This window comes from Pseudomonas sp. YJ42 (genome assembly GCF_047225135.1).
Classification (GTDB): domain Bacteria; phylum Pseudomonadota; class Gammaproteobacteria; order Pseudomonadales; family Pseudomonadaceae; genus Stutzerimonas; species Stutzerimonas stutzeri_E.
On sequence record NZ_CP178378.1, the window covers coordinates 3222791 to 3244293 of the forward strand.

25 protein-coding genes, 1 other RNA gene and 1 pseudogene are annotated in these 21503 nt (G+C 61.2%); 16 read left to right on the top strand and 11 right to left on the bottom strand.

Annotated elements, in window-relative coordinates:
• Positions 1-109 precede the first annotated feature (109 nt).
• Positions 110-508, bottom strand: a complete 399-nt coding sequence (panM, locus tag ACL0K2_RS14855) for an aspartate 1-decarboxylase autocleavage activator PanM (RefSeq protein ID WP_045164118.1) — start codon at positions 506-508, stop codon at positions 110-112.
• A gap of 270 nt (positions 509-778) precedes the next feature.
• On the opposite strand from panM, the gene hisB reads away from it, so the two are divergent.
• From hisB to ACL0K2_RS14890, 7 genes and pseudogenes are all read left to right on the top strand, one after another.
• The gene (gene hisB / locus ACL0K2_RS14860; RefSeq protein WP_045164117.1) at positions 779-1372 is read left to right on the top strand and encodes an imidazoleglycerol-phosphate dehydratase HisB; all 594 of its coding nucleotides are present in this window, start codon (positions 779-781) and stop codon (positions 1370-1372) included.
• Positions 1372-2010 carry an imidazole glycerol phosphate synthase subunit HisH gene (gene hisH, locus ACL0K2_RS14865; RefSeq protein ID WP_045164116.1) on the top strand — a complete coding sequence of 213 codons (639 nt, stop codon included), beginning with the start codon at positions 1372-1374 and terminating at the stop codon, positions 2008-2010. Before hisB ends, hisH begins: the two co-directional genes overlap by 1 nt.
• Positions 2010-2270, top strand: a complete 261-nt coding sequence (locus ACL0K2_RS14870) for a DUF2164 domain-containing protein (protein WP_239611287.1) — start codon at positions 2010-2012, stop codon at positions 2268-2270. The genes hisH and ACL0K2_RS14870 overlap by 1 nt, the downstream gene beginning before the upstream one ends.
• Positions 2271-2305: 35 nt before the next feature.
• Complete coding sequence (gene hisA / locus ACL0K2_RS14875) at positions 2306-3049, top strand: 1-(5-phosphoribosyl)-5-[(5-phosphoribosylamino)methylideneamino]imidazole-4-carboxamide isomerase (RefSeq protein ID WP_045164380.1); 744 nt, start codon at positions 2306-2308, stop codon at positions 3047-3049.
• Between the two features lie 82 nt (positions 3050-3131).
• A complete protein-coding gene (gene hisF, locus ACL0K2_RS14880) occupies positions 3132-3902 on the top strand; it encodes an imidazole glycerol phosphate synthase subunit HisF (RefSeq protein ID WP_413042933.1) in 771 nt (256 codons plus the stop codon).
• 98 nt (positions 3903-4000) lie between these two features.
• Positions 4001-4183: pseudogene (locus ACL0K2_RS14885) on the top strand (amino acid ABC transporter substrate-binding protein); the annotation flags it as partial.
• Positions 4184-4544: 361 nt separating this feature from the next.
• Positions 4545-5291 (top strand): substrate-binding periplasmic protein, encoded by a 747-nt coding sequence (locus tag ACL0K2_RS14890; protein ID WP_045164379.1) that lies wholly within the window; start codon positions 4545-4547, stop codon positions 5289-5291.
• 7 nt (positions 5292-5298) lie between these two features.
• Here the strand turns inward: ACL0K2_RS14890 and ACL0K2_RS14895 are convergent, their stop codons facing one another.
• The 4 genes from ACL0K2_RS14895 to gpmI form a co-directional block, all read right to left on the bottom strand.
• On the bottom strand, positions 5299-6054 hold the full coding sequence (locus ACL0K2_RS14895) for a divergent polysaccharide deacetylase family protein (RefSeq protein WP_413044477.1): 756 nt from the start codon (positions 6052-6054) through the stop codon (positions 5299-5301).
• A 60-nt stretch (positions 6055-6114) separates the two neighbouring features.
• Positions 6115-7452 (bottom strand): S41 family peptidase, encoded by a 1338-nt coding sequence (locus ACL0K2_RS14900; RefSeq protein WP_045164112.1) that lies wholly within the window; start codon positions 7450-7452, stop codon positions 6115-6117.
• A gap of 41 nt (positions 7453-7493) precedes the next feature.
• Positions 7494-8753, bottom strand: coding sequence for a murein hydrolase activator EnvC family protein (locus ACL0K2_RS14905; RefSeq protein WP_045164111.1), 1260 nt, complete (start codon positions 8751-8753; stop codon positions 7494-7496).
• Positions 8754-8859: 106 nt separating this feature from the next.
• The gene (gpmI, locus tag ACL0K2_RS14910) at positions 8860-10398 is read right to left on the bottom strand and encodes a 2,3-bisphosphoglycerate-independent phosphoglycerate mutase (RefSeq protein WP_413042934.1); all 1539 of its coding nucleotides are present in this window, start codon (positions 10396-10398) and stop codon (positions 8860-8862) included.
• Between the two features lie 141 nt (positions 10399-10539).
• Between gpmI and ACL0K2_RS14915 the strand changes: the two genes are divergently transcribed.
• The 3 genes from ACL0K2_RS14915 (at position 10540) to secB (ending at position 11792) form a co-directional block, all read left to right on the top strand.
• Positions 10540-10953: a rhodanese-like domain-containing protein gene (locus ACL0K2_RS14915; RefSeq protein ID WP_413042935.1), complete on the top strand. Its 414-nt coding sequence runs from the start codon at positions 10540-10542 to the stop codon at positions 10951-10953.
• Positions 10954-10955: 2 nt separating this feature from the next.
• Positions 10956-11210: a glutaredoxin 3 gene (gene grxC / locus ACL0K2_RS14920; protein WP_045164108.1), complete on the top strand. Its 255-nt coding sequence runs from the start codon at positions 10956-10958 to the stop codon at positions 11208-11210.
• Between the two features lie 87 nt (positions 11211-11297).
• Positions 11298-11792 carry a protein-export chaperone SecB gene (gene secB / locus ACL0K2_RS14925; protein ID WP_045164107.1) on the top strand — a complete coding sequence of 165 codons (495 nt, stop codon included), beginning with the start codon at positions 11298-11300 and terminating at the stop codon, positions 11790-11792.
• A 78-nt stretch (positions 11793-11870) separates the two neighbouring features.
• Here secB and ACL0K2_RS14930 read toward each other — a convergent pair whose 3' ends face one another.
• Entirely contained in the window at positions 11871-12848 is a 978-nt protein-coding gene (locus tag ACL0K2_RS14930; protein WP_239611283.1) for an NADPH:quinone oxidoreductase family protein, read from the bottom strand.
• Positions 12849-13062: 214 nt separating this feature from the next.
• Between ACL0K2_RS14930 and ACL0K2_RS14935 the strand changes: the two genes are divergently transcribed.
• Entirely contained in the window at positions 13063-13431 is a 369-nt protein-coding gene (locus ACL0K2_RS14935) for a flagellar basal body-associated FliL family protein (protein WP_413044478.1), read from the top strand.
• A 28-nt stretch (positions 13432-13459) separates the two neighbouring features.
• Here ACL0K2_RS14935 and ACL0K2_RS14940 read toward each other — a convergent pair whose 3' ends face one another.
• From ACL0K2_RS14940 to ACL0K2_RS14960, 5 genes are all read right to left on the bottom strand, one after another.
• Positions 13460-13909 carry an EVE domain-containing protein gene (locus tag ACL0K2_RS14940; RefSeq protein ID WP_239611281.1) on the bottom strand — a complete coding sequence of 150 codons (450 nt, stop codon included), beginning with the start codon at positions 13907-13909 and terminating at the stop codon, positions 13460-13462.
• 381 nt (positions 13910-14290) lie between these two features.
• Entirely contained in the window at positions 14291-14908 is a 618-nt protein-coding gene (locus tag ACL0K2_RS14945) for a 5-formyltetrahydrofolate cyclo-ligase (RefSeq protein ID WP_045164102.1), read from the bottom strand.
• Positions 14909-14914: 6 nt separating this feature from the next.
• Positions 14915-15093: non-coding RNA, 6S RNA (ssrS, locus tag ACL0K2_RS14950), on the bottom strand.
• Positions 15094-15126: 33 nt separating this feature from the next.
• On the bottom strand, positions 15127-15441 hold the full coding sequence (locus tag ACL0K2_RS14955) for a cell division protein ZapA (RefSeq protein WP_045164101.1): 315 nt from the start codon (positions 15439-15441) through the stop codon (positions 15127-15129).
• Positions 15438-15647: a TIGR02449 family protein gene (locus ACL0K2_RS14960; protein ID WP_045164100.1), complete on the bottom strand. Its 210-nt coding sequence runs from the start codon at positions 15645-15647 to the stop codon at positions 15438-15440. The genes ACL0K2_RS14955 and ACL0K2_RS14960 overlap by 4 nt, the downstream gene beginning before the upstream one ends.
• Before the next feature lie 122 nt (positions 15648-15769).
• Between ACL0K2_RS14960 and ACL0K2_RS14965 the strand changes: the two genes are divergently transcribed.
• The 5 genes from ACL0K2_RS14965 (at position 15770) to ACL0K2_RS14985 (ending at position 21383) form a co-directional block, all read left to right on the top strand.
• Entirely contained in the window at positions 15770-16324 is a 555-nt protein-coding gene (locus ACL0K2_RS14965) for a YecA family protein (RefSeq protein WP_413042936.1), read from the top strand.
• Between the two features lie 14 nt (positions 16325-16338).
• A complete protein-coding gene (gene pepP / locus ACL0K2_RS14970; RefSeq protein WP_413042937.1) occupies positions 16339-17670 on the top strand; it encodes a Xaa-Pro aminopeptidase in 1332 nt (443 codons plus the stop codon).
• Positions 17671-17672: 2 nt separating this feature from the next.
• Positions 17673-18851 carry a 2-octaprenyl-6-methoxyphenyl hydroxylase gene (gene ubiH / locus ACL0K2_RS14975; protein WP_045164097.1) on the top strand — a complete coding sequence of 393 codons (1179 nt, stop codon included), beginning with the start codon at positions 17673-17675 and terminating at the stop codon, positions 18849-18851.
• Positions 18852-19055: 204 nt separating this feature from the next.
• Positions 19056-20276: a 2-octaprenyl-3-methyl-6-methoxy-1,4-benzoquinol hydroxylase gene (locus ACL0K2_RS14980; RefSeq protein ID WP_045164096.1), complete on the top strand. Its 1221-nt coding sequence runs from the start codon at positions 19056-19058 to the stop codon at positions 20274-20276.
• A gap of 105 nt (positions 20277-20381) precedes the next feature.
• Positions 20382-21383 (top strand): extracellular solute-binding protein, encoded by a 1002-nt coding sequence (locus ACL0K2_RS14985; protein WP_045164095.1) that lies wholly within the window; start codon positions 20382-20384, stop codon positions 21381-21383.
• The last annotated feature ends 120 nt before the right edge of the window (positions 21384-21503 follow it).

The following is a 21503-nucleotide window of genomic DNA, read 5'->3' on the forward strand; positions in this document are numbered from 1 at the left end:
CGAGTATAGCGCTGCGAACCATGGCTTTCGTCGCAGCTGGCGTTGGAGTGGTTACAGGCACCGGGGTTCCTGGCCGGCTGCGCAGGCGCAGGTAGCGGTCCAGCCATAACTAGCTGGGGTCTAGTGGCAGATGTGTCCGTGCGGCCAGCGCCTGGGCTTCGAGGTGCGCCGGCGGCGCTACGAGATGCAGCTCGTTCGAGGCTTCGGCAGCCAGGCGCCGGCACTCGTCCAGGATCCGTTTGCCAACGCCACGACGGCGGGTGACCTTGCGGACGCATAGATGCGAGAGGCGCCAGTGCGGAGCGCCCCGCTGCAACAGGGCCGCGCCGAGCAGGCGATCATTGAAGCGGCCGGCGATCAGGCTACGGTTGGCCAGTCCCGCCTCGATCAGAGCTGTGGCATCCGCATAAGGCGCCAGCAGCCAATCCGGGGCGTCGGCATATATTTTCGCGAGATCGATGCGATCCTGCTGGCTGGGCTCGGTTACGGTTTCGACGAATACGGGCATGTTGACCTGGTGCGCTGTGTGGTTGCGGCAAGCATAACTGCGCCGGCTTGCCAGCGCACGGTGGCGGTGCGCCGTGTTCCGATGTGCTGGATCTCGGGCGATCTGCTTTTGGGGACCCTGAGGCTTTAGCACCACCAGACGAGATGTTTCGACGATCGCCCGTCCGGCTTCCCGCTAGCCGTATTGTGAGCCGCCGGGGCGCGTATCCCCGCAGGCGGGTTTGCGCCTATAATGCCGATCTTTTTAGCCCCACGATCAGCGGAGCTGTCGATGTCCGAACGTACGGCATGCGTAGAGCGCAACACCCTGGAAACCCAGGTCAAGGCCACCATTAACCTCGATGGCACCGGCAAGGCCCGTTTCGCCATTGGTGTGCCCTTTCTGGAACACATGCTCGACCAGATCGCCCGCCATGGGCTCATCGATCTGGATATCGAGTGCAAGGGCGATCTGCACATCGATGACCACCATACTGTCGAGGACGTCGGCATCACCCTCGGCCAGGCCTTTGCCAAGGCGGTCGGCGACAAGAAGGGCATGACCCGCTACGGACATGCTTACGTGCCGCTGGATGAGGCGCTGTCGCGCGTGGTGATCGACTTCTCCGGGCGTCCGGGCCTGCAGATGCACGTCCCTTACACCCGCGCCACCGTCGGCGGTTTCGATGTCGATCTGTTTCAGGAATTCTTTCAGGGCTTCGTCAATCACGCGCTGGTCACCCTGCATATCGACAACCTGCGCGGGCACAACACCCATCACCAGATCGAAACCGTGTTCAAGGCCTTCGGCCGCGCGCTGCGCATGGCGGTGACGCTGGATGAGCGGATGGCCGGGCAGATGCCGTCAACCAAGGGTTGCCTGTAATGCAGACCGTCGCCGTCATCGATTACGGCATGGGTAACCTGCACTCGGTTGCCAAGGCGCTCGAGCACGTCGGTGCTGGCCGAGTGTTGATCACCAGCGATGCGCAAGTCATCCGCGAAGCCGATCGGGTGGTGTTCCCCGGCGTCGGCGCGATCCGCGACTGCATGGCCGAGATTCGCCGCCTGGGTTTCGACGAGCTGGTGCGCGAAGTCAGCGTCGATCGCCCGTTCCTGGGCATCTGCGTCGGCATGCAGGCGCTGATGGAGCGTAGCGAGGAGAACGGTGGTGTCGATTGCATCGGCCTGTTTCCTGGCCAGGTGCGCTTCTTCGGCAAGGATATGCAAGAGGGCGGCGAGCGCCTGAAAGTGCCGCACATGGGCTGGAACGAGGTGGAGCAGGCGATTGCCCATCCGCTCTGGCACAACATTCCCGCCGATGGCCGCTTCTATTTCGTGCACAGCTATTACATCGAAGCGGGAAATCCAAGACAGGTGGTCGGTCGCGGCCACTACGGCAAGGATTTCGCCGCCGCGTTGGCCGACGGCTCGCGCTTCGCCGTGCAGTTCCACCCTGAGAAGAGCCACACCCACGGCCTGCAGCTGCTGCAGAACTTCGCCGCCTGGGACGGCCGCTGGTAATGAGTCGGGCAAAGCTCAAAGCGCCGATCCTGACGCTGGATTCTGTGCAGGAGCAGGCCGCACAGCAGATCATAAAGCGCTTTCTGGAAGATCGTTTCGAGCTGGAGCTCGGCTCTTTCGAAGCGCAGGAAGTGCTTGATCTGTTTGCTCGCGAGATTGCTCCGCTCTATTACAACAAGGCGATTTTCGATGTGCAAACACACCTTAAAGAAAGGTTTGAAAGCATCGAAAGCGACTTGTGGGCGCTCGAGAAGAGCTGACCTTAACCGATATCCGATTTGAACAGGTTCGAGCCATGCTGATTATTCCCGCCATCGATCTCAAGGACGGCGCCTGCGTGCGTCTGCGTCAGGGGCTTATGGACGACGCTACGGTGTTCTCCGACGACCCGGTGGCCATGGCCGCCAAGTGGGTCGAGGCCGGTTGCCGTCGTCTGCATCTGGTCGATCTCAACGGTGCCTTCGAGGGGCAGCCGGTCAACGGTGAAGTGGTCACGGCGATCGCCAAGCGTTATCCGGACCTACCGATCCAGATCGGGGGCGGCATTCGTACCCTGGAAACCATAGAACACTACGTACGCGCCGGCGTCAGCTACGTGATCATCGGCACCAAGGCGGTCAAGCAGCCGGAGTTCGTCACTGAGGCCTGCCGCGCCTTCCCGGGCAAGGTGATCGTCGGCCTGGACGCCAAGGACGGGTTTGTCGCCACCGATGGCTGGGCAGAGGTTAGCAGCGTGCAGGCCGTAGATCTGGCGCGTCGTTTCGAGGCCGATGGCGTTTCGGCAATCGTCTACACCGATATCGCCAAAGACGGCATGATGCAGGGCTGCAACGTCGAGGCGACGGTGGCCCTGGCCAACGCCAGCCGTATTCCGGTGATCGCCTCCGGCGGTATCCACAACATCGGCGATATCCAGAAGCTGCTCGATACCAATACCCCCGGCGTCATCGGTGCCATCACCGGTCGAGCGATTTACGAGGGCACGCTGGACGTGGCCGAGGCGCAGGCGCTCTGCGATCTCAAATTTAAAGACGAATAAAAAGTCGTGAGCTGAAGCCGGAAGCAGCTCGACCGGCTTTCAGCTTCTGGCTCAAGGCTTCAAGCTCTTTTCGGAGAAAAGCATGGCCCTCGCCAAACGCATCATTCCCTGCCTCGACGTGGACAATGGCCGCGTGGTCAAAGGCGTCCAGTTCGAGAACATCCGCGATGCCGGTGATCCGGTGGAAATCGCCCGTCGCTACGACGAGCAGGGCGCCGACGAAATCACTTTCCTCGATATCACGGCCAGTGTCGACAACCGCGACACCACGCTGCACACGGTAGAGCGCATGGCCAGCCAGGTGTTCATCCCGCTGACCGTCGGCGGCGGCGTGCGCAGCGTGCAAGACATCCGCAACCTGCTCAATGCCGGTGCCGACAAGGTCTCGATCAACACCGCCGCCGTCTTTACCCCCGAATTCGTTGGCGAAGCCGCCGAGCGCTTCGGCTCGCAGTGCATCGTGGTCGCCATCGACGCGAAAAAGGTATCCAAACCTGGCGAAACGCCGCGCTGGGAAATCTTCACCCATGGTGGCCGCAAACCCACGGGGCTCGACGCCGTACTCTGGGCGCAGAAAATGGAAGCGCTGGGCGCCGGGGAGATTCTCTTGACCAGCATGGACCAGGACGGCGTCAAGAGCGGCTATGACCTCGGCGTGACCCGCGCCATCAGTGAGGCCGTGCACATCCCGGTGATCGCATCCGGTGGCGTCGGCAACCTGCAGCACCTGGCCGACGGCATCATCGAGGGCAAGGCTGACGCGGTGCTGGCGGCCAGCATCTTCCACTTCGGTGAATACACGGTGCCAGAAGCCAAAGCTTACATGGCCAGTTGTGGCATCGTGATGCGTTGACCGGCGCCGCGCCAGTCAACCAGGAGCACAGCCGCGAACATGCCGCGGCTGCCGCTTCGTCAGGGAGTCACATCATGTTCAAAACCCTGCTTTTTGCGATGGACGTCGACTCTCGCTGATCGCTGGCGCCGTGCAGTCGGCACCAGAGCCGCTAAAGCTGCTCACCGAGAACTTTCCGCCGCTACAACATGGCAGTCGATGGCAAGAACTTCGCGCGTGACGAAAACATCACCGCGATTGCCACCGATATCACTCTCGGAACGTTTAGGCGCACCGGCGTCATTACACGCTAGACACCATCAGCGGCCGCAATCTGTAGCGGTTTGCCTTGCTGCAGCTCCGGTCGACGTGCCGAATCGCAGCGTTTATAGCGCTGCGATGCTCTATTTCGGAACGCCACGCTCGCGTTTCTCTGCTTGCCGGCCGGTATTTCCCTCCCGTTGATCCGTCAGGCAATTGCCTGGCTGTGAATGATGGCAATATGATTCCCTGGATCTGTGCGGTTTTTCACATTGCGGTGGTCGCTGCGCTGCGTCTGGTTCACAAGTTGCTAAACATAATCGAACGAGGTCCGCATGGAGTCTGCTCGGCAGGGCCAGCGCGGTGTCGTATGGGATGTTCGCTGACGTGGGGGAAGGATCGATGAGACGAATTCTAATGGCCGGGCTGTTGCTGTTGATGGCGACTTCGGCCAGGGCCGCACTGCCTGATGACTACAAGCTGGTGTTGCTGACAGAAAACTTTCCGCCATTCAACATGGCGGCGGACGGCAAGAACTACGCTGCAGATCGCAACATCAGTGGAATCAACGCCGAGATCGTGCGCGAAATGTTCAAGCGTGCCGGGATCGCTTACAGCCTGACGCTGCGTTTCCCCTGGGAGCGTATCTACAATCAAGCGTTGGAGCATCCGGACCAGGGCCTGTTTTCCACCACCTACACGCCCGAGCGTGAGCCGTTGTTCAAATGGGTCGGTCCGCTAGCCAGTACCGGCTGGGTATTGCTGGCTCCGGCCGGCAGCCCGATGCGGCTGAGTTCGCTTGACCAGGCGCAGCAGTACCGGATCGGCGCATACAAGAACGATGCGGTCAGCCAGCATTTGGAAAGCCAGGGTTTCGAGCCGATCAATTCACTGCGCGACCAGGAAAACATCGGCAAGCTGCTCAAGGGGCAGATAGACCTATGGGCGACAACCGACCCCGTCGGGCCCTACCTGGCCAAGCAGGAAGGGGTAAGCGGATTGACCACGGTGCTGCGCTTCAACGACGCGCAGCTGTTCCTTGCGCTGAACAAGCAGACGCCAGATGAAGTCGTAACGCGATTGCAGAAAGCGCTGAACGAAATGAAGAGTGACGGCGCTATAGACGCCATCATGCGTCGTTACCTGTGATTCAACCTCAACGATAAAGGCCGTTTGCGCCATGGGCGATCATGGCGCGGTTGCCCCGGGTGGCGATCATCTGGTCGATGTTCACCCAATCGATGCCCTGTGCTCCGAGCTTCGGCAACTCCCGCTCCAACAGGGCAAGTGTGGCCGGGTGTGGATGGCCGATCACCACGACTGAACCTTGTTTGCGAGCCAGCTGTATGGCCGCGCGAAACTGCTCGGCAACGGCTTTGGGGCTGGGGTCGTCATCGAGAAAAATGTCGCGCGACAGGCTGGCCAACCCGATCTTTTGCGCGGCAGCTGCGGCGACGGTTCCGGCGTTGGTGCGGCTGTCCAGAAAGAATAGATGACGTTCCTGCAGCTCGCTCATCAGGGCGGTCATGGGGCGCTGTCGATCGGTCATCTGACTGCCCATGTGATTGTTCACACCGCTGGAATGGGGAACCTTAGCCAGTGCGCTGTCCAGGCGGCGATCCAGCTCCGCCTGCGGTAGTTGTGGCTGCCAGGCGTAGGGGCCGCCGGCGGGGGCCATGGGCAAATGCAGCATGACTGTCTTACCTGCCGTCCTGGCCTGCTCAGCCAGCTTCGTGGCGTGGCGGGTATCTGGCAGAATCGCCATGGCCACCGGGCCGGGCAAGGCCAGTACACGCCTGTCCCGAGCGGCATTCTGGCCCAGATCATCGATCACCAGAGCGAGCTTGGGCATCCGCGCGACGACTGCCAGATCATCTGCGCCTTCTATATCGCCGGCTTCAACGCTGGCCATGACGACCATTAGCAGCGGTGCGAGGATTCCCAGCAGAAGACGTACGACCTTGGGCATCCGCTACTGACCGCGAGTGAGGTTCAACCCCTTGAGCAGATTCAGCGCCTGGCCGAGTTGGAAGTCATCGTCCTGTGGGCGTGGCGAATCGCTGACGATCGGAGCGCCGCTGGGGCGTTCCGGCCCTCCGTTGCCGTTGCCCAGATGGCCGGCCAGATCGGCCTCTCGTATGCCTTCGGCGGCCTGTTCGCGTGTCAGCTTGGCGCGGGTTACCTCGATATCGGGCTCGATGCCCTGAGCCTGGATGGAACGGCCGTTGGGTGTGTAATAGAGCGCAGTGGTGAGTTTCAGGGCGCGGTCATTGTTCAGTGGCAGCACGGTCTGCACCGAGCCCTTGCCGAAGCTGTCTGTACCCATCACGACGCCGCGCTTCTGGTCCTGCAGCGCACCCGCGACGATCTCCGACGCAGAGGCGCTACCGCCGTTGATCAGTACGACCAAGGGAACGCCTTCGCTGGCGTCGCCTGGATCGGCGCTGAAGCGCAGCTCGGAGTTGGCGATGCGCCCTTTGGTGTAAACGATCAGACCATCCGTGAGGAAGTGATCGGACACCTCCACTGCCGCCTGCAGCACGCCACCCGGGTTGTTACGCAGGTCGAGCACCAGGCCGTTGAGTTTCTTGCTATTTTCCTTGCGCAGACGCGCCAACGCCTTGCCGACTTCTTCGCCGGTATTGATCTGGAACTGGGTGACGCGTAAATAGCCGTAGCCGGGTTCGAGCATCTGGCTCTTGACGCTGTTGACCTTGATTACCGCACGGGTGAGCTTGACGGTGAAGGGCTTGCCACCCTCGCGCACCAGCGACAACGATATATCGCTGCCCGGCTTGCCGCGCATCATGCTGACCGCATCCATCATCGACATGCCCTTGGTCGGCTTGCCATCGATCTTGACGATCAGATCGCCCGCCTCGATACCAGCCTTGGAGGCTGGTGTGTCGTCGATCGGCGACACCACCTTGATGAAGCCATCTTCAATGCCGACCTCGATGCCGAGCCCGCCGAACTCGCCGCTGGTGCTTTCCTGCAACTCGGCAAAGGCCTCGGGCTCGAGATAGGCAGAATGCGGATCGAGGTTGCTGAGCATGCCCTTGATAGCATTCTCCAGCAGGGTTTTGTCATCGACTGGTTCGACATAGGCGGCCTTGATCCGGTCCAGCACTTCGGCGAAGGTGCGCAATTCGTCCAGCGGCAGCGGGGCCTTGCGGGTCGCGGTGTCCAGCGCAATTGGCTCTGGCGCCAGCTCTGCGGGCGATTGCTGGGCCCAGGCGCTCCCGTACAACCCCAGCATGATGGTCAGGGCCAGGGTGGTGGGTTGGGCTATACGTCGCAGGTGCAGCATGTCTGACTCCAGTTGTGAGGGGCGCTAGCAGCCGGACCGGCCTATCCTTGCGCGCGACACCATTGTGCTGGATCGCTTGGGCGACCCTGTTGGCGAATGGCGAAATACAGTGCGGCGGACTCTTGTCCGCCACTGGTTCCTACGGTGGCGATCGGGTCGCCTGCCTTGACGATTTCTCCGGCGTCGCGCAGCAAGCTCTGATTGTGACCGTACAGGCTCAGGTAACCATTGCCATGGTCGAGGATCACCAGCAGGCCGGCACCCCGCAGCCAATCGGCGAACACCACCCGGCCGCCGTGCACGGCACGCACCTGGGTGCCGACTTCGGCCCCGATCAGCACGCCATCCCACTTGGTTCGAGCATCACCGCCGCGCGGAGTGCCGTAGCGGGCGACCAATCGTCCGTCCACCGGCCAGGGCAGCTTGCCTTTGGCGCTGGCGAATGGGCCGCCGAAATTTCCTCCGGCGCTGGATACGATCGGCCCTGACGGTGCCGGGGCGGTGCGACCTGCCTGTTGCTGGCGGACTTGTTCTTCGCGTGCCGCTGCGAGCGCGCGTTGGCGCTCCTGTTCGGCTTCACGTGCTTGCCGCGCAAGGGTTTGCTCGATGGTCTTGAGGACTCGCTCCAGTTGCGCCTGCTCCTGCTGACGCGCCTTGAGCTTCTGGTCGCGGGTGGAAAAGTCGCGATCGAGCTTGGCCAGCGTCTGACGGCGCTCCTGACGTACCTCGGCCAGCTGGGCGCGGCGCTCCTGCAATCCGTCCTGCTGCTCGGCGAGCGTCGTCTGCTGCGCCTCGATGTTTGCTTCGACCTTGGCCAGCTGGCTGAGCGTTTCGTTGAAGTTTGCGACCTGCTCGAAACGGGCCTTGCTGAGGTAGTCGTAGTAGGTCAGGGTGCGGCTGAATTTTTCCGGGTTCTGCTGATTGAGCAGAAGCTTGAGATATTCCTGACGCCCGCTCTGGTAGGCAGCCCGCGCCTGGATTCCGATCAGGCGCTGCTGTTCGAGGCGAGCGCCTTCCAGTGTGGTCTTTTCATCATTGAGGCGCTCGAGCTCCGCTTCGCTGCGATCGATTTCCTGCTGCAGCGAGTCCACCTGCTTTTCCAGCTGACCCATCTCGCTTTCGGTGGTTTGCAGCTGTTTCTGGACCGCCGATTTCTCCTGCTCGATCTGCTTGAGCAGCTTTTGTAACTCGGCGACGTCCTTGCGTGCCGCTTCGATTTGTTTACGGGCGTCGGCGCGCTCGTCTGCCATGGCCGAACCGAGCAGACAGAAAAGTGCGAATGCGAGAAGAATACGAGGCATGTAAGGGACAAGCCGGAAGGTTTGGGATCGCCGTAGTATGCCTAAAAAAGCGGCTGGAAGCTCGAGCCCTCAGCTGAAGCGAAGGCTCGGTTTCCAGCTGCCATCGTCAGCTTTGCAGTTCGATGATCGAGCGGCCGGTCATCTCTGCAGGCACCGGCAGGCCCAGCAGCGTCAGCATCGTCGGAGCCACATCGGCGAGCACACCGCCTTCGCGGATCGTCAGGTTGCGCTTGCCGTAATAAATGAAAGGCACCGGTTCGCAGGTATGGGCGGTGTGCGCCTGTCCAGTCATGGCGTCTTCCATCTGTTCGACATTGCCATGGTCGGCAGTGATCAATGCCTCGCCGTCAACCTTGTCCAACGCTTCGGTGATGCGACCTATGCAGGTGTCCAGGCATTCCACTGCTTTCACGGCAGCCTCGAACACGCCGGTGTGGCCCACCATGTCGCCGTTGGCGTAGTTGACGATGATCACGTCGTAGCGCTGCTGCTCGATGGCTTCGACGATGCGATCGGTGACTTCCGGGGCGCTCATCTCCGGCTGCAGATCGTAGGTGGCGACCTGTGGCGATGGAATGAGAATGCGTTCTTCGCCGGGAAACGGCTCCTCACGACCGCCGGAAAAGAAGAAGGTGACGTGGGCGTACTTCTCGGTCTCGGCGATGCGCAGCTGGGTCTTGCCATTGTTCGCCAGGTATTCGCCCAGCACATTGGTGAGGGCTTCGGGTGCGAAAGCCGACGGTGCGGGGATGCTTGCGGCGTACTGGGTCAGCATGACGAAGCCAGCCAGTTTCGGTACGCGCGCGCGCGGGAACTCGTTGAAATCGGGCTCCACGAAGCAGCGGGTCAGTTCGCGCGCGCGGTCGGCACGGAAGTTCATGAACACCACGGCATCGCCATCTTCCACGCGTACCGGCTCGCCGATAGTGGTGGCTTTGACGAACTCGTCGCTTTCGCCGCGCTCGTAAGCGGCGATCAGGCCATCCACCGCATAGTCGGAACGATAGGCCGCCTTGCCGTCGACGATCAGGTGATAGGCCTGCTCGACACGGTCCCAGCGGTTATCGCGATCCATCGCGAAGTAGCGACCGATCAGGCTGGCGACGCGGCCTTTGCCCAGACGGGTGAAGGTGGCCTGCATCAGTTCGATGGAATGTTGGGCGCTTTTCGGCGGAGTATCGCGGCCATCGAGAAAGGCATGCAGATAGATCTTTTCGGCGCCGCGCTTGGCGGCCAGTTCGGCCATCGCCACCAGATGGTCTTGATGGCTGTGTACGCCGCCATCTGACAGCAGGCCGAGGATATGCACGGCCTTGCCCGCGGCGGCGGCCTTGTCGACCGCGGCGCAGATGTTCGGGTTCTCGAAGAACTCGCCGTCCCGGATGGACTTGGTCACTCGGGTGAAGTCCTGATACACCACGCGACCAGCACCCAGGTTCATGTGCCCTACCTCGGAGTTGCCCATCTGGCCGTCCGGCAGGCCCACATCCATGCCGCTGCCGGAAATCAGACCGTGCGGCTGGCTGGTGAGCAGACGGTCATAAACCGGTTTGTTGGCGGCGTGGATGGCATTGAATTCAGGACTGTCGCTGTGTCCGAAGCCGTCGAGAATCATCAGTACCAGGGGTTTGGGCGCGGCAGGCATGTATCTGGCTCCTTGCACGAGGGCGCGAAAAATGGCGGCCAGTCTACTGGCTGGCCCGTTTGGCGTCACGATTCGCAGGGTTCAGCCCGGTGGAGGGGCTGTGTATACTGGCCCGCATTTTATCCCCCGGGTACCCTATTGATGGTCGCTAACCTGATTGAATTTGTCTCCAACCACTATGTACTGGTCAGCATCTTTCTGGTGCTGCTGGTCCTGCTTGCCTTCACCGAGGCGCGCAAGGGCGGCAAGAGCCTGAGCAATCGTGAGCTGACCAATCTGGTCAATCGCGACGAAGGCGTGGTGTTGGACGTGCGTGCGAAGAAGGAGTTCGACGCGGGCCACATCGTCGACTCATTGAACATTCCCTACGAGAAGCTGGTCAGCCGAATGGGCGAGCTGGAAAAACACAAGGGCAAGACGATCATCGTCGTCGACGCCATGGGCCAGCACGCTGGAGCGGCCTGCCGTGAGTTACAGAAGGCGGGCTTTACTGCTGCCAAGCTTGCTGGGGGAATTTCCAGCTGGCGCGGCGAGAATTTGCCAGTGGTCAAGTAAATATGCCAAAAGTCGTCATCTATACCACCGCCTGGTGCCCGTACTGTGTCCGGGCCAAGAGTCTGCTCGATCGCAAGGGTGTCAGTTACGAGGAAATTGCCGTGGACGGCAAGCCGGCCTTGCGTTCCGAAATGGCGAACAAGGCCGGACGTACCTCGGTTCCGCAGATATGGATAGGCGACGAGCATGTCGGTGGCTGCGACGAGCTGCACGCGCTGGAACGGGCAGGTCGGCTGGATCCGCTGCTACAGGCATGATTCGATTACAGCTCTGTCGGGCGGGCGACTCGCATCGGCGCTGGCAGGGCGATCTCCAACACGACATGCACAACAAGAAGGCTTCACATGACTGAACAAGCAAACAACGGCGCAGCGGCTGGTCAGGACGAGCAGGGCGCACAGTTTTCCCTGCAGCGGATCTATGTTCGAGACCTTTCTTTCGAGGCGCCGAAAAGTCCAGAAATCTTCCGTCAGGAGTGGAATCCGAGCGTTGCGCTGGACCTGAACACAAAGCAGAAGTCGCTCGAAAACGATTTCCATGAGGTGGTGTTGACTCTGTCGGTTACCGTCAAGACGGGCGAGGAGGTGGCGTTCATCGCCGAAGTCCAGCAGGCCGGTATTTTCCTGATCAAGGGGCTTGAAGCCCAAGCCATGAGTCACACGCTTGGCGCCTTCTGCCCGAACATCCTGTTCCCCTATGCCCGCGAAACCTTGGACAGCCTGGTCACTCGTGGTTCTTTCCCGGCGCTAATGCTGGCACCGGTGAACTTCGATGCGCTGTATGCCCAGGAAATGGCTCGCATGCAGCAGGGCGGCGAAGCGCCGGCTACCGCTCACTGATTAGCGTCCTTTCGTAAGATCCTCTCGTTACACGCTAGCGCGGGACGCCTGGCGTCCCGCGCTAGCGGTTTACGGTTCTCAGCGTACCTTCACGACCAGTTTGCCCACAGCCTTGCGCTGGGCCAGCGTGTTGATCGCGTTGGCGGTCTGCTCAAGCGCGAAGGTCTGCGATACCAAGGGCTTCAGCTTGCCTTCGGCGTGCCAGGCAAACAGCTGCTTGAAGTTGGCAGCGTTGTCATGCGGCTGACGGCGGGCGAAGCTGCCCCAGAACACCCCTATCAGCGAGGCACCCTTGAGCAGTGGCAGATTGGCCGGCAGCGAAGGTATATCGCCGGCGGCAAAGCCGACCACCAGCATGCGGCCGTTCCAGGCAATGCTGCGAAACGCTTCTTCGAACAGCTTGCCGCCCACTGGATCGTAAATCACGTCTACACCCTGGCCGTCGGTCAGTTCCTTCAGGCGCTCCTTGAGGCTGCTGTCTGTGTAGTTGATCAGCTCATCGGCACCCGCAGCCTTTGCGACCTCGAGCTTCTCGGCGGAGGACGCGGCGGCGATGACTCTGGCCCCCATTGCCTTGCCGATCTCGACGGCGGCCAAGCCGACGCCGCCCGATGCGCCCAGGACCAGCAGGGTTTCGCCGGGCTGCAGGTTGGCGCGTTGTTTGAGTGCATGCATCGAGGTGCCATAGGTCATGCTGAAGGCCGCAGCCGTCTCGAAACTCATGCTAGGTGGAACTGGCAGCACATTGTCTCCCGGGACGGCGACTTGCTCGGCAAAGCTGCCCCAGCCCGTCAACCCCATGACGCGGTCGCCGACTTTCAAGTGGGTAATGTTCTCGCCCACCGCGGCGACCACGCCTGCAGCCTCACCGCCCGGCGAAAACGGAAAGGGCGGCTTGAACTGATACTTGCCTTCGATAATCAGCGTGTCCGGAAAGTTGACGCCGGCGGCATGTACATCGAGCAGCACCTCGCCCTTCTTGACCTGCGGGCTATCGATTTCTTCGATGACGAGTTTCTCGGCCGGGCCGAATTCTTTGCACAGGACAGCTTTCATCGGGTTTTCCTTATTGTCGTCAGAGAGGGGCCATTGCCATTTTCGAGTTCAACCAGTCTAGGAGCCTGCTCGCGGGGTGCAATGAGCATGGTCTGTCCTGATGGCGATACATAAGGCCGGGCTTGGGTCCGCGCGTGGCACTGGTTATGCTGGTGACCGTATCCCTTGGAGTTTTCACGTGAAGCAACTTCTTGCTGTTTTCTTCGCGCTTTGTATGGCGCAGCCGGTTCTGGCCGAAACGTCCGAAGCCGATGCGGCCGCCACCAAAACCATCTATTACGCGTTGGTCCCTGCGTTGGTAGGAAACTACGGTTCGGGCGGCAGGCTGAAGTACTACAAGGCCGACATTGCGCTGCGTGTCAGCGGGAGTGAGGCGGAAGCGAAGGTCAAGCATCACGAGCCGTTAATCCGCAATCAGCTGGTGACGCTATTTTCGCAACAGACCGACGCCAGCCTCGGAGCGGTCGAGGCCAAGGAAACCCTTCGGCAGGAAGCGCTCAAGCAGGTACAGGCGGTGCTCACTCAGGAAGAAGGTGAGCCCTTGGTGGAAGACCTGCTGTTCAATAATCTGATTGTTCAATAGTGGCCCGAGGGCACGGCAGCCCAATGGCTCAGCGCATACCGAGAATGGCGAGCCACTCGCTTTCACTGACCGGCATTACTGAGAGCCTGCTACCCTTCTGTACTAATGGCATCTGCGCGAGAGCCGGCTCCGCTTTGAGTCGAGGTAACGTCAGCGTCGAATCGAAGCGTTCGACAAAGCCGACGTCTACGGCGCTCCAGGGGTTTTTTGTTTCGTGGGCCTTGACGTCAAAATAGCTGCTGTCGGGGTCAAGGGCGGTCGGGTCGGGATAGGCGGTGCGCTGAATTTCTCCTATTCCGGCGATACCAGGCGTGGCGCAGCTTGAGTGGTAGAAGAAGAACCGGTCACCTTCAGCCATCTGGCGAAGGAAATTGCGGGCCTGGTAGTTGCGTACGCCATCCCAGCGACTCGTGCCGAGTTGCTCCAGGTTTCGAATAGAAAATTCGTCCGGTTCGGACTTCATCAACCAATACGGCATGGTCTTTGCTCGCTGCTGATTGCATTGATGGGTTCTCAAACGCAACATCCCCGACAATCGGTCGCAACGCAAGTTTGCGCTGTACCGAGGCATGGCGGAGAATGCCGCGCTTGAGGTTGGCATTGTCGAGTCTGGAAAACTAAAACGATACTGACTCGACGTAACACTGTCGCCTAGCAGGGGGAGGCGAAAACTATGAAACGCAAGCCAGACATTCTTTGGATCCTGGTACTGATTTTTGGCCTCGGGGTCGTGACAACGGGCTACACCCAGGGGTTGTGGGATCGGCCAGGCGACACGTCTTCAATGGTTCCGATCAGTCATTCGCAACAGCTTCAGCGCTGAGCGCGCCCGCCGCATGGACGCGGCCCCAGATATTCCTCAGCTATTCCCGCCTCGCTTCGCATACCAGCCCCGGCCCGTCACCGTAGCCTCCAAGCTCACATCCCAGCTGGCCAATGGCAAGCGATCAACCTTCTGACATTCGTGGGCAAGGCCTAGAAGCGTCGGTTTGTGACCTTTTTTGCGCCTACTGCGGTAGGCCAGGCTGCGATCATAAAAGCCCCCTCCCATGCCCAGCCGGCCACCGTGTTCGTCGAACCCCACCAGCGGCATAAGAATTAGATCGAGGGCCCAGATGGAGCGCTGACGGGCATGACAAAAAACCGGCTCGGAGATACCGAATCGGTTCGGCTTCAGCTGCTCGTTCGGAAGTATTCGCTGGAACACCATGCGCGTGCGTGGCCAGGCATTGAGCACCGGCAAGTAGGTCGCCTTGCCGCGTCGTTGCGCTTCCAGTAACAGCGGGCGGGGATCTATTTCACCGTCGTTGGGCAAATACAGAGCGACGTGGCGCGCACGGCGAAACAGCGGATGCTGAGCCAGTTGCCGATAAAGGTTTCTTGCGGCCTGACGTTGCTGGACGGGCGAGAGCTGGCGGCGAGCTTGTCGCAATTGACGTCGCAGCGCCGGGCGCGAGAGGCCTTCGGCTGCGATCATGAAATGAGGCTCCCCAGCATGCCGCTGCCAGCGTAGGCCCTTGAACCCGAGAGTTCAAGGTGGCGACTACAGAGTACCTTAAGGCTTTCCGTCAGGCGGACATGCACACCGGCACTACGTGTAGCCTCCATGGTGTTGCTTATCGGGAGAGGGTCATCGCCGACTGGCGAACATGCCAGGGAGTGGGCGGAATTATAACGCAATCTGTCTGCCGTTCATCAGTTGCTGGAGGGGTTTGGATCAGTGGCCAGCGCGCTGTCGACCCGCTCAAGCAAAACGCGGACGTGCTCGCGGGCGCTGTTGGCTTCGGCGTCCAGCCGGTCATGCTTGTGTAGCAATTCATGGGTGATGTTGAGCGCGGCCATTACCGCGACACGGTCGGCGCCAATGACCTTTCCGCTGCTGCGGATTTCCCGCATCTTGCGGTCCAGGTACTGCGCGGCGCCTTCGAGGTTGCTGCGTTCTTCGGGTGGGCAGGAAATGCAGTATTCCTTGTCCATGATGTGCACGGTTACGGTGTTCGGCTGGGTCATGAGTCCTGCTCCAGGGCTTTCAGGCGCGAAATCATTGATTCGACCTTCACTCGTGCCATTTCGTTCTTTTCAATCAGATGAGCGCGTTCCTCGCGCCAGGCCTGCTCGCTGTGAAGCAGCAAGCGATTCTGCACCTTGAGTTGCTCGATGCGCTGAATCAGCTGTTCCAGCTTGGCGGTCAGCAATTGCAGATCGGCGTCTTCCATGGGATTCCCGGTAAGTGGCGCGAGCATCTGGCGGTCCGGCTTCGATGGTCTTGGCTCGTTTGCCGATGCTAGGATACAAGGCCTCATTCTAGTCATTAGCGCCACTGCGCGCCTAGCCGCCAATGCCCATTCAGAACTCGCCGTATGCCGCTTTCGCCACATTGCTGACCAGCAGTGCCCAACCCGTCACACCCGCCGAGCTGCACGGGCTTTTGCTCGGGCGCAGCTGTGCCGGCGCCGGTTTCGATGTCGACATCTGGTTGACCGATGCAGCCGAGCTGCTCGGCACCGAGCCCGAGGAGTCGGTGCGCCAGGCGCTTATCGGCTTGCAGGAGATGGTCAAAGGCGAGCTTGCCGGTGACGACATCGCCATCGTGCTGCTGCTGCCCTCCGATGATGCACCGCTCGCCGAGCGCGCGCTTGCCCTGGGGCAATGGTGCCAGAGCTTCCTGACCGGCTTCGGCCTGATCGCCGGTGACCGCGCGCTGAGCGGCGAGGCCATGGAAGTCCTGCAGGATCTGGCAGCCATCGCGCAGATCCAAGACTCCCTGGAGGAGTCGGAGGACGGTGAAAGTGACTACATGGAAGTCATGGAATACCTGCGCGTGGCGCCACTGCTGCTGTTCACCGAGTGTGCAAAGCCGGTACCGCCGGCACCCAAGCCCTCCTTGCATTGAGGACCCAGCCGTTCATGACCCGCATCCCGAAGTCGGAATACAGCCGTCGGCGCAAGGCGCTGATGGCCGAGATGGAACCCAACAGCATCGCCATCCTGCCGGCGGCGCCGATGTACATCCGCAATCGCGACGTCGAGCACATCTACCGCCAGGACAGTGATTTTCAATATCTGTCCGGGTTCCCTGAGCCGGAATCGGTGATTGCGCTGATCCCGGGCCGCGAGCATGGCGAATATGTGCTGTTCTGTCGTGAACGCGATCCGGCGCGGGAACTGTGGGACGGGTTGCGGGCGGGCCAGGACGGGGCCATCTCCGAGTATGGCGCTGATGACGCCTTTCCCATCGGCGATATCGACGACATTCTGCCTGGCCTGATAGAAGGGCGTTCACGGGTTTACTACGCCATCGGCAGCAATCAGGAATTCGATCACCGGTTGATGGAGTGGATCAACACTATCCGCTCCAAGGCGCGTCAAGGAGCGCAGCCGCCGAACGAGTTCGTCGCCCTCGACCATCTGTTGCATGACCTGCGTTTGTACAAATCGACCAACGAGGTGAAGGTGATGCGCGCCGCGGCGGAGATCTCCGCCCGCGCCCATGTTCGCGCCATGCAAGCCAGTCGCCCAGGCCTCTACGAATATCACCTGGAAGCGGAGCTGGACTACGAGTTTCGCAAGGGCGGGGCGAAGATGCCGGCTTACGGCTCCATCGTCGCGGCTGGCAAGAACGCCTGCATTCTGCATTACCGCGAGAACGATGCGGTGCTTAAGGATGGCGACCTGGTGCTGATCGATGCCGGCTGTGAGATCGACTGCTACGCCAGCGACATTACCCGCACTTTCCCGGTCAGCGGTCGCTTTTCAGCCGAACAGAAAGCGATCTACGAGCTGGTGCTGGCGGCCAATGAAGAGGCCTTCAAGCATATTGCGCCCGGCAAGCATTGGAACGAGGCCCACGAGGCTACCGTTCAAGTCATCACGGCCGGACTGGTCGAGCTGGGTCTGCTTCAGGGCGATGTCGAGGAGCTGATCGCCGCCGAAGCCTACAAGCCTTTCTATATGCATCGCGCCGGTCACTGGCTGGGCATGGATGTCCATGATGTCGGCGACTACAAGGTCGGCGGCGAGTGGCGCGTGCTCGAGCCGGGCATGGCGATGACTGTCGAGCCGGGCATCTATATCGCCGCTGACAACCAGGACGTGGCGAAGAAATGGCGCGGCATTGGTGTTCGCATCGAGGATGATGTGGTTGTGACCCGCACCGGCTGCGACATCCTCACCACCGGTGTGCCCAAGACCGTCGCGGAAATCGAGGCCTTGATGGCGACCGCCTCCGAGGTCGCCTAGGCATGGGTCGGCTCGCCATCGTGGGTGGCGGACTGGTCGGTGCCAGCCTGGCGCTGGCGCTGCAGCAGGGCGCCAGGCAACGCGGCTGGACCATCGAGCTGATCGAGCCGTTCGAGCCGGGCAATGAATATCAGCCCAGCTACGACGCGCGCTCCACCGCGCTTTCCTACGGTACCCGGCTGATCTACCAGCGGTTGGGCGTCTGGGAGCGGATTGCCGAGCGTGTTGAGCCGATCAGCCGCATCCATGTTTCCGATCGCGGGCGGGCGGGTGCTGCTCGGCTCGATGCAAGCACCGAGCAGGTGCCTGCACTGGGCTATGTCGTGGAAAACGCCTGGATTGGTCATTGCCTGTGGCAGGCGCTGGATGATCGGGTCGTGGTTCGTCATTGCCCCGCCGAAGTCGAGCGCATGCAGCCCTTGGACGGCGGTTATCGGCTGATCCTGACTGACCGGCAACAGCTTGACTGCGATTTGGCCGTGCTCGCCGACGGGGGGCGGTCCGCATTGCGCGAGCAACTCGGCATCGAGATCAAGTGCACGCCTTATGATCAAACGGCGCTGATCGCCAACGTGACGCCGGGCAAGCCTCATGGCGGACAGGCGTTCGAGCGCTTCACCGATAGCGGGCCGATGGCGCTGTTGCCGTTGCAGGACAATCGCTGCGCCTTGGTCTGGACGCGTTCGGAGCAGGATGCAGCGCGTCTGGCCGCGCTCTCGGAAGCGGAGTTTCTCGGCGAACTGCAACAGGCGTTCGGCTATCGCTTGGGAGGTTTCCAGCAGGTCGGGGCGAGGCATCTCTATCCGCTGATGCTGATAGAGGCAGCAGAACAGGTTCGCTCCGGGTTGGTCGTACTGGGTAACGCCGCGCACAGCTTGCACCCTATCGCAGGGCAGGGATACAACCTGTCTCTGCGAGACACCGAGGCGCTCGCGAATGCGCTATTGAGCAGTCCTAAGGGATTGGGGGATCTGGGTGTGCTGCAGGCTTATCATCGGCAGCAGCGGACGGATCAGCGACTCACCGTGGGTTTTTCCGATCGGCTGACCCAGCTGTTCGGTGATTCGGCCCGTCTTTCCAGCGCGGCGCGCAACGTCGGACTGCTGGGGTTGGATCTCATGCCGCCAGCCAAGAGCTGGTTTGCGCGGCAAGCGATGGGGCTGGGCGTACGCGAACGTTGAGCGTCTTGGGCTGATCGTTCGGAGTGGTCGAGTTGTTTCCTGAACCCGCTCAGCATTGGACCGTTCCGGGCGATTGGAGAGCTACGGCGGGAGCAGTCCTGCCGGGTTGAGTATCGAGCGTGTAATGCGCAGGGCCGTCAGTTCGGCTTGCGGACCCACCAGACATGCCGCAGCCGAAGGCCGGCGCGGTGTAGGAGAGCAGCAATGCAAGCGGACCTCATCATCGTCGGTGCCGGGATGGTCGGCAGTACTCTGGCCTTGGCACTGCAAGACGCCGGCTTCGCCATCAAGCTGATCGATGCCGGCCCGCTGGACGTCCAGACTTTCGCCCCCGACGCCCCATTCGAACCGCGTGTCAGTGCGTTGTCCGTCGCCAGCCAGCGGATTCTCGAGCGTGTCGGCGCCTGGTCTGGAATCGTCCGGCGCCGTGCCAGCCCCTATACCGATATGCATGTGTGGGATGGCTCCGGCACCGGGCAAATTCATTTTTCCGCCGCATCGGTACATGCCGAGGTGCTCGGCCACATCGTCGAGAACGCTGTGGTGCAGAACGCCCTGCTAGAGGTTTTGGAGGCGCATGGCTCGATCGAATTGCTGGCCAACGCACGTCTGGAGCGAATGCAGCAGAACGAACATGGCTGGACCCTGACCCTGGCCGACGGGCAACAACTCAGCGCCGGTCTGGTGGTTGCGGCCGATGGCGCCAACTCCGCGGTCCGCCGTCTGGCAGGTTGCGAAACGCGCGAATGGGATTATCTGCACCATGCCATCGTGACCAGTGTGCGCTGTGCCGAACCGAATCAGCAGACGGCCTGGCAGCGCTTCACCGATGACGGCCCGTTGGCCTTCCTGCCGCTGCAACGCGGAGACGATCCGCATTGGTGCTCCATCGTCTGGTCGGCCACCGAAGACGAGGCTCAGCGTCTGATGGCTCTCGACGATCAAGCGTTCTGTCAGGCGCTTGGGCGGGCCTTCGAATACCGCTTGGGCGAGGTTCTGAAGGCCGATCCGCGCCTTTGTATTCCCTTGCGGCAGCGCCATGCCAAGCGCTATGTGCAACCAGGCCTGGCGCTCATTGGCGATGCTGCGCACACCATCCACCCCCTGGCGGGGCAGGGCGTGAACCTAGGCTTGCTTGATGCCGCAGTGCTTGCAGAGGTACTGCTGGCGGCTACCGCTCGGGGTGCCCAGTTGGGTGATCCCCGTGTATTGGGCCGTTTCGAACGACGCCGGATGCCGCATAACCTGGCCATGATGGCTGCGATGGAAGGCTTCGAGCGCCTGTTCCAGGCCGATCCTCTGCCGCTGCGCTGGCTGCGCAATACCGGCCTGAAAGCGATTCAGGCCATGCCGGAAGCCAAGGCATTGTTCGTGCGTCAGGCTTTGGGTCTGAGCGGTGATCTACCGGATCTGGCACGCGTCTGACCGACGATGGCTCGCGGTCTCCGGGTGGCGCGAATAGTCGCGTTGAGAAAGTAAATGACATTCACTACTATTCAGCCTCGTTCATCAATGAAATGAGGCTGATCCATGCAGGCAAGCAAAGGTTTACTCGCCGCTCTGGCGCTCACTGCGCTGTCGAGCGCTGTACAGGCTGCCGATGAAGTGGTGGTTTACTCCTCGCGGATCGATGAATTGATCAAGCCTGTTTTCGATGCCTACACGGCCAAAACCGGCGTCAACGTCAAGTTCATCACCGACAAGGAAGCGCCGCTGATGGCTCGCATCAAGGCCGAAGGCGAGAACACGCCGGCGGATCTACTGTTGACGGTGGATGGCGGCAACCTTTGGCAGGCCGAGCAGATGGGCATCCTGCAGCCACTGAAGTCCCAGGTGATCCAGGACAATATTCCCGCCCAGTACCGCTCATCCAGCAACGCCTGGACTGGCCTGTCGCTGCGTGCTCGGACCATCGTCTACTCGCCCGAGCGGGTCGAGAAGGGCGAGTTGACCACCTACGAAGCGCTGGCGGACAAGAACTGGGAAGGCCGTCTGTGCCTGCGCACCAGCAAGAAGGTCTATAACCAGTCGCTGACGGCCACGCTGATCGAGACCCACGGCGCTGAGAAGACCGAGGCGATCATCAAGGGTTGGGTGGATAATCTCGCAACCGACGTATTTGCCGATGACACTGCCTTGATTCAAGCAGTCGATGCCGGCCAGTGCGACGTGGGTATCGTCAACACCTATTACTTCGGCCGCCTGCATGCGCAGAATCCTGAGCTGAAAGCCAAGCTGTTCTGGCCAAACCAGGGTGATCGCGGCGTACACGTCAACCTGTCAGGCATCGGCCTGACCAAGTACGCACCGCACCCCGAAGCGGCACAGAAGTTGGTGGAGTGGATGACCTCGCCGGAGGCACAGAACATTTTCGCCGACATCAACATGGAGTTCCCGGCCAACCCGAATGTGAAGCCTTCTGCGGAGGTCGCCGCGTGGGGCGATTTCAAGGCGGACACCATTCCGGTCGAGGTTGCCGGCAAGCGGCAGGCTGAAGCCATCATGCTGATGGACCGTGCCGGCTGGAACTAATCGGCTGCGGCGAGCTGCAAGCAGGTTTCATATCACGGCGCCGGGCAAAGAAAGGCTTCGGCTTCTCGGTCTCGGCGCCACACTGCTTACAGCTATCGCTGTCGTTATACTCGACGCCCC

What these genes read in the sequence shown, in the direction of transcription:
- panM (WP_045164118.1), bottom strand. Translation starts at nt 508, where the DNA reads ATGCCCGTATTCGTCGAAACCGTAACCGAGCCCAGCCAGCAGGATCGC.
- hisB (WP_045164117.1), top strand. Translation starts at nt 779, where the DNA reads ATGTCCGAACGTACGGCATGCGTAGAGCGCAACACCCTGGAAACCCAG.
- hisH (WP_045164116.1), top strand. Translation starts at nt 1,372, where the DNA reads ATGCAGACCGTCGCCGTCATCGATTACGGCATGGGTAACCTGCACTCG.
- ACL0K2_RS14870 (WP_239611287.1), top strand. Translation starts at nt 2,010, where the DNA reads ATGAGTCGGGCAAAGCTCAAAGCGCCGATCCTGACGCTGGATTCTGTG.
- hisA (WP_045164380.1), top strand. Translation starts at nt 2,306, where the DNA reads ATGCTGATTATTCCCGCCATCGATCTCAAGGACGGCGCCTGCGTGCGT.
- hisF (WP_413042933.1), top strand. Translation starts at nt 3,132, where the DNA reads ATGGCCCTCGCCAAACGCATCATTCCCTGCCTCGACGTGGACAATGGC.
- ACL0K2_RS14890 (WP_045164379.1), top strand. Translation starts at nt 4,545, where the DNA reads ATGAGACGAATTCTAATGGCCGGGCTGTTGCTGTTGATGGCGACTTCG.
- ACL0K2_RS14895 (WP_413044477.1), bottom strand. Translation starts at nt 6,054, where the DNA reads ATGGCCAGCGTTGAAGCCGGCGATATAGAAGGCGCAGATGATCTGGCA.
- ACL0K2_RS14900 (WP_045164112.1), bottom strand. Translation starts at nt 7,452, where the DNA reads ATGCTGCACCTGCGACGTATAGCCCAACCCACCACCCTGGCCCTGACC.
- ACL0K2_RS14905 (WP_045164111.1), bottom strand. Translation starts at nt 8,753, where the DNA reads ATGCCTCGTATTCTTCTCGCATTCGCACTTTTCTGTCTGCTCGGTTCG.
- gpmI (WP_413042934.1), bottom strand. Translation starts at nt 10,398, where the DNA reads ATGCCTGCCGCGCCCAAACCCCTGGTACTGATGATTCTCGACGGCTTC.
- ACL0K2_RS14915 (WP_413042935.1), top strand. Translation starts at nt 10,540, where the DNA reads ATGGTCGCTAACCTGATTGAATTTGTCTCCAACCACTATGTACTGGTC.
- grxC (WP_045164108.1), top strand. Translation starts at nt 10,956, where the DNA reads ATGCCAAAAGTCGTCATCTATACCACCGCCTGGTGCCCGTACTGTGTC.
- secB (WP_045164107.1), top strand. Translation starts at nt 11,298, where the DNA reads ATGACTGAACAAGCAAACAACGGCGCAGCGGCTGGTCAGGACGAGCAG.
- ACL0K2_RS14930 (WP_239611283.1), bottom strand. Translation starts at nt 12,848, where the DNA reads ATGAAAGCTGTCCTGTGCAAAGAATTCGGCCCGGCCGAGAAACTCGTC.
- ACL0K2_RS14935 (WP_413044478.1), top strand. Translation starts at nt 13,063, where the DNA reads ATGGCGCAGCCGGTTCTGGCCGAAACGTCCGAAGCCGATGCGGCCGCC.
- ACL0K2_RS14940 (WP_239611281.1), bottom strand. Translation starts at nt 13,909, where the DNA reads ATGCCGTATTGGTTGATGAAGTCCGAACCGGACGAATTTTCTATTCGA.
- ACL0K2_RS14945 (WP_045164102.1), bottom strand. Translation starts at nt 14,908, where the DNA reads ATGATCGCAGCCGAAGGCCTCTCGCGCCCGGCGCTGCGACGTCAATTG.
- ACL0K2_RS14955 (WP_045164101.1), bottom strand. Translation starts at nt 15,441, where the DNA reads ATGACCCAGCCGAACACCGTAACCGTGCACATCATGGACAAGGAATAC.
- ACL0K2_RS14960 (WP_045164100.1), bottom strand. Translation starts at nt 15,647, where the DNA reads ATGGAAGACGCCGATCTGCAATTGCTGACCGCCAAGCTGGAACAGCTG.
- ACL0K2_RS14965 (WP_413042936.1), top strand. Translation starts at nt 15,770, where the DNA reads ATGCCCATTCAGAACTCGCCGTATGCCGCTTTCGCCACATTGCTGACC.
- pepP (WP_413042937.1), top strand. Translation starts at nt 16,339, where the DNA reads ATGACCCGCATCCCGAAGTCGGAATACAGCCGTCGGCGCAAGGCGCTG.
- ubiH (WP_045164097.1), top strand. Translation starts at nt 17,673, where the DNA reads ATGGGTCGGCTCGCCATCGTGGGTGGCGGACTGGTCGGTGCCAGCCTG.
- ACL0K2_RS14980 (WP_045164096.1), top strand. Translation starts at nt 19,056, where the DNA reads ATGCAAGCGGACCTCATCATCGTCGGTGCCGGGATGGTCGGCAGTACT.
- ACL0K2_RS14985 (WP_045164095.1), top strand. Translation starts at nt 20,382, where the DNA reads ATGCAGGCAAGCAAAGGTTTACTCGCCGCTCTGGCGCTCACTGCGCTG.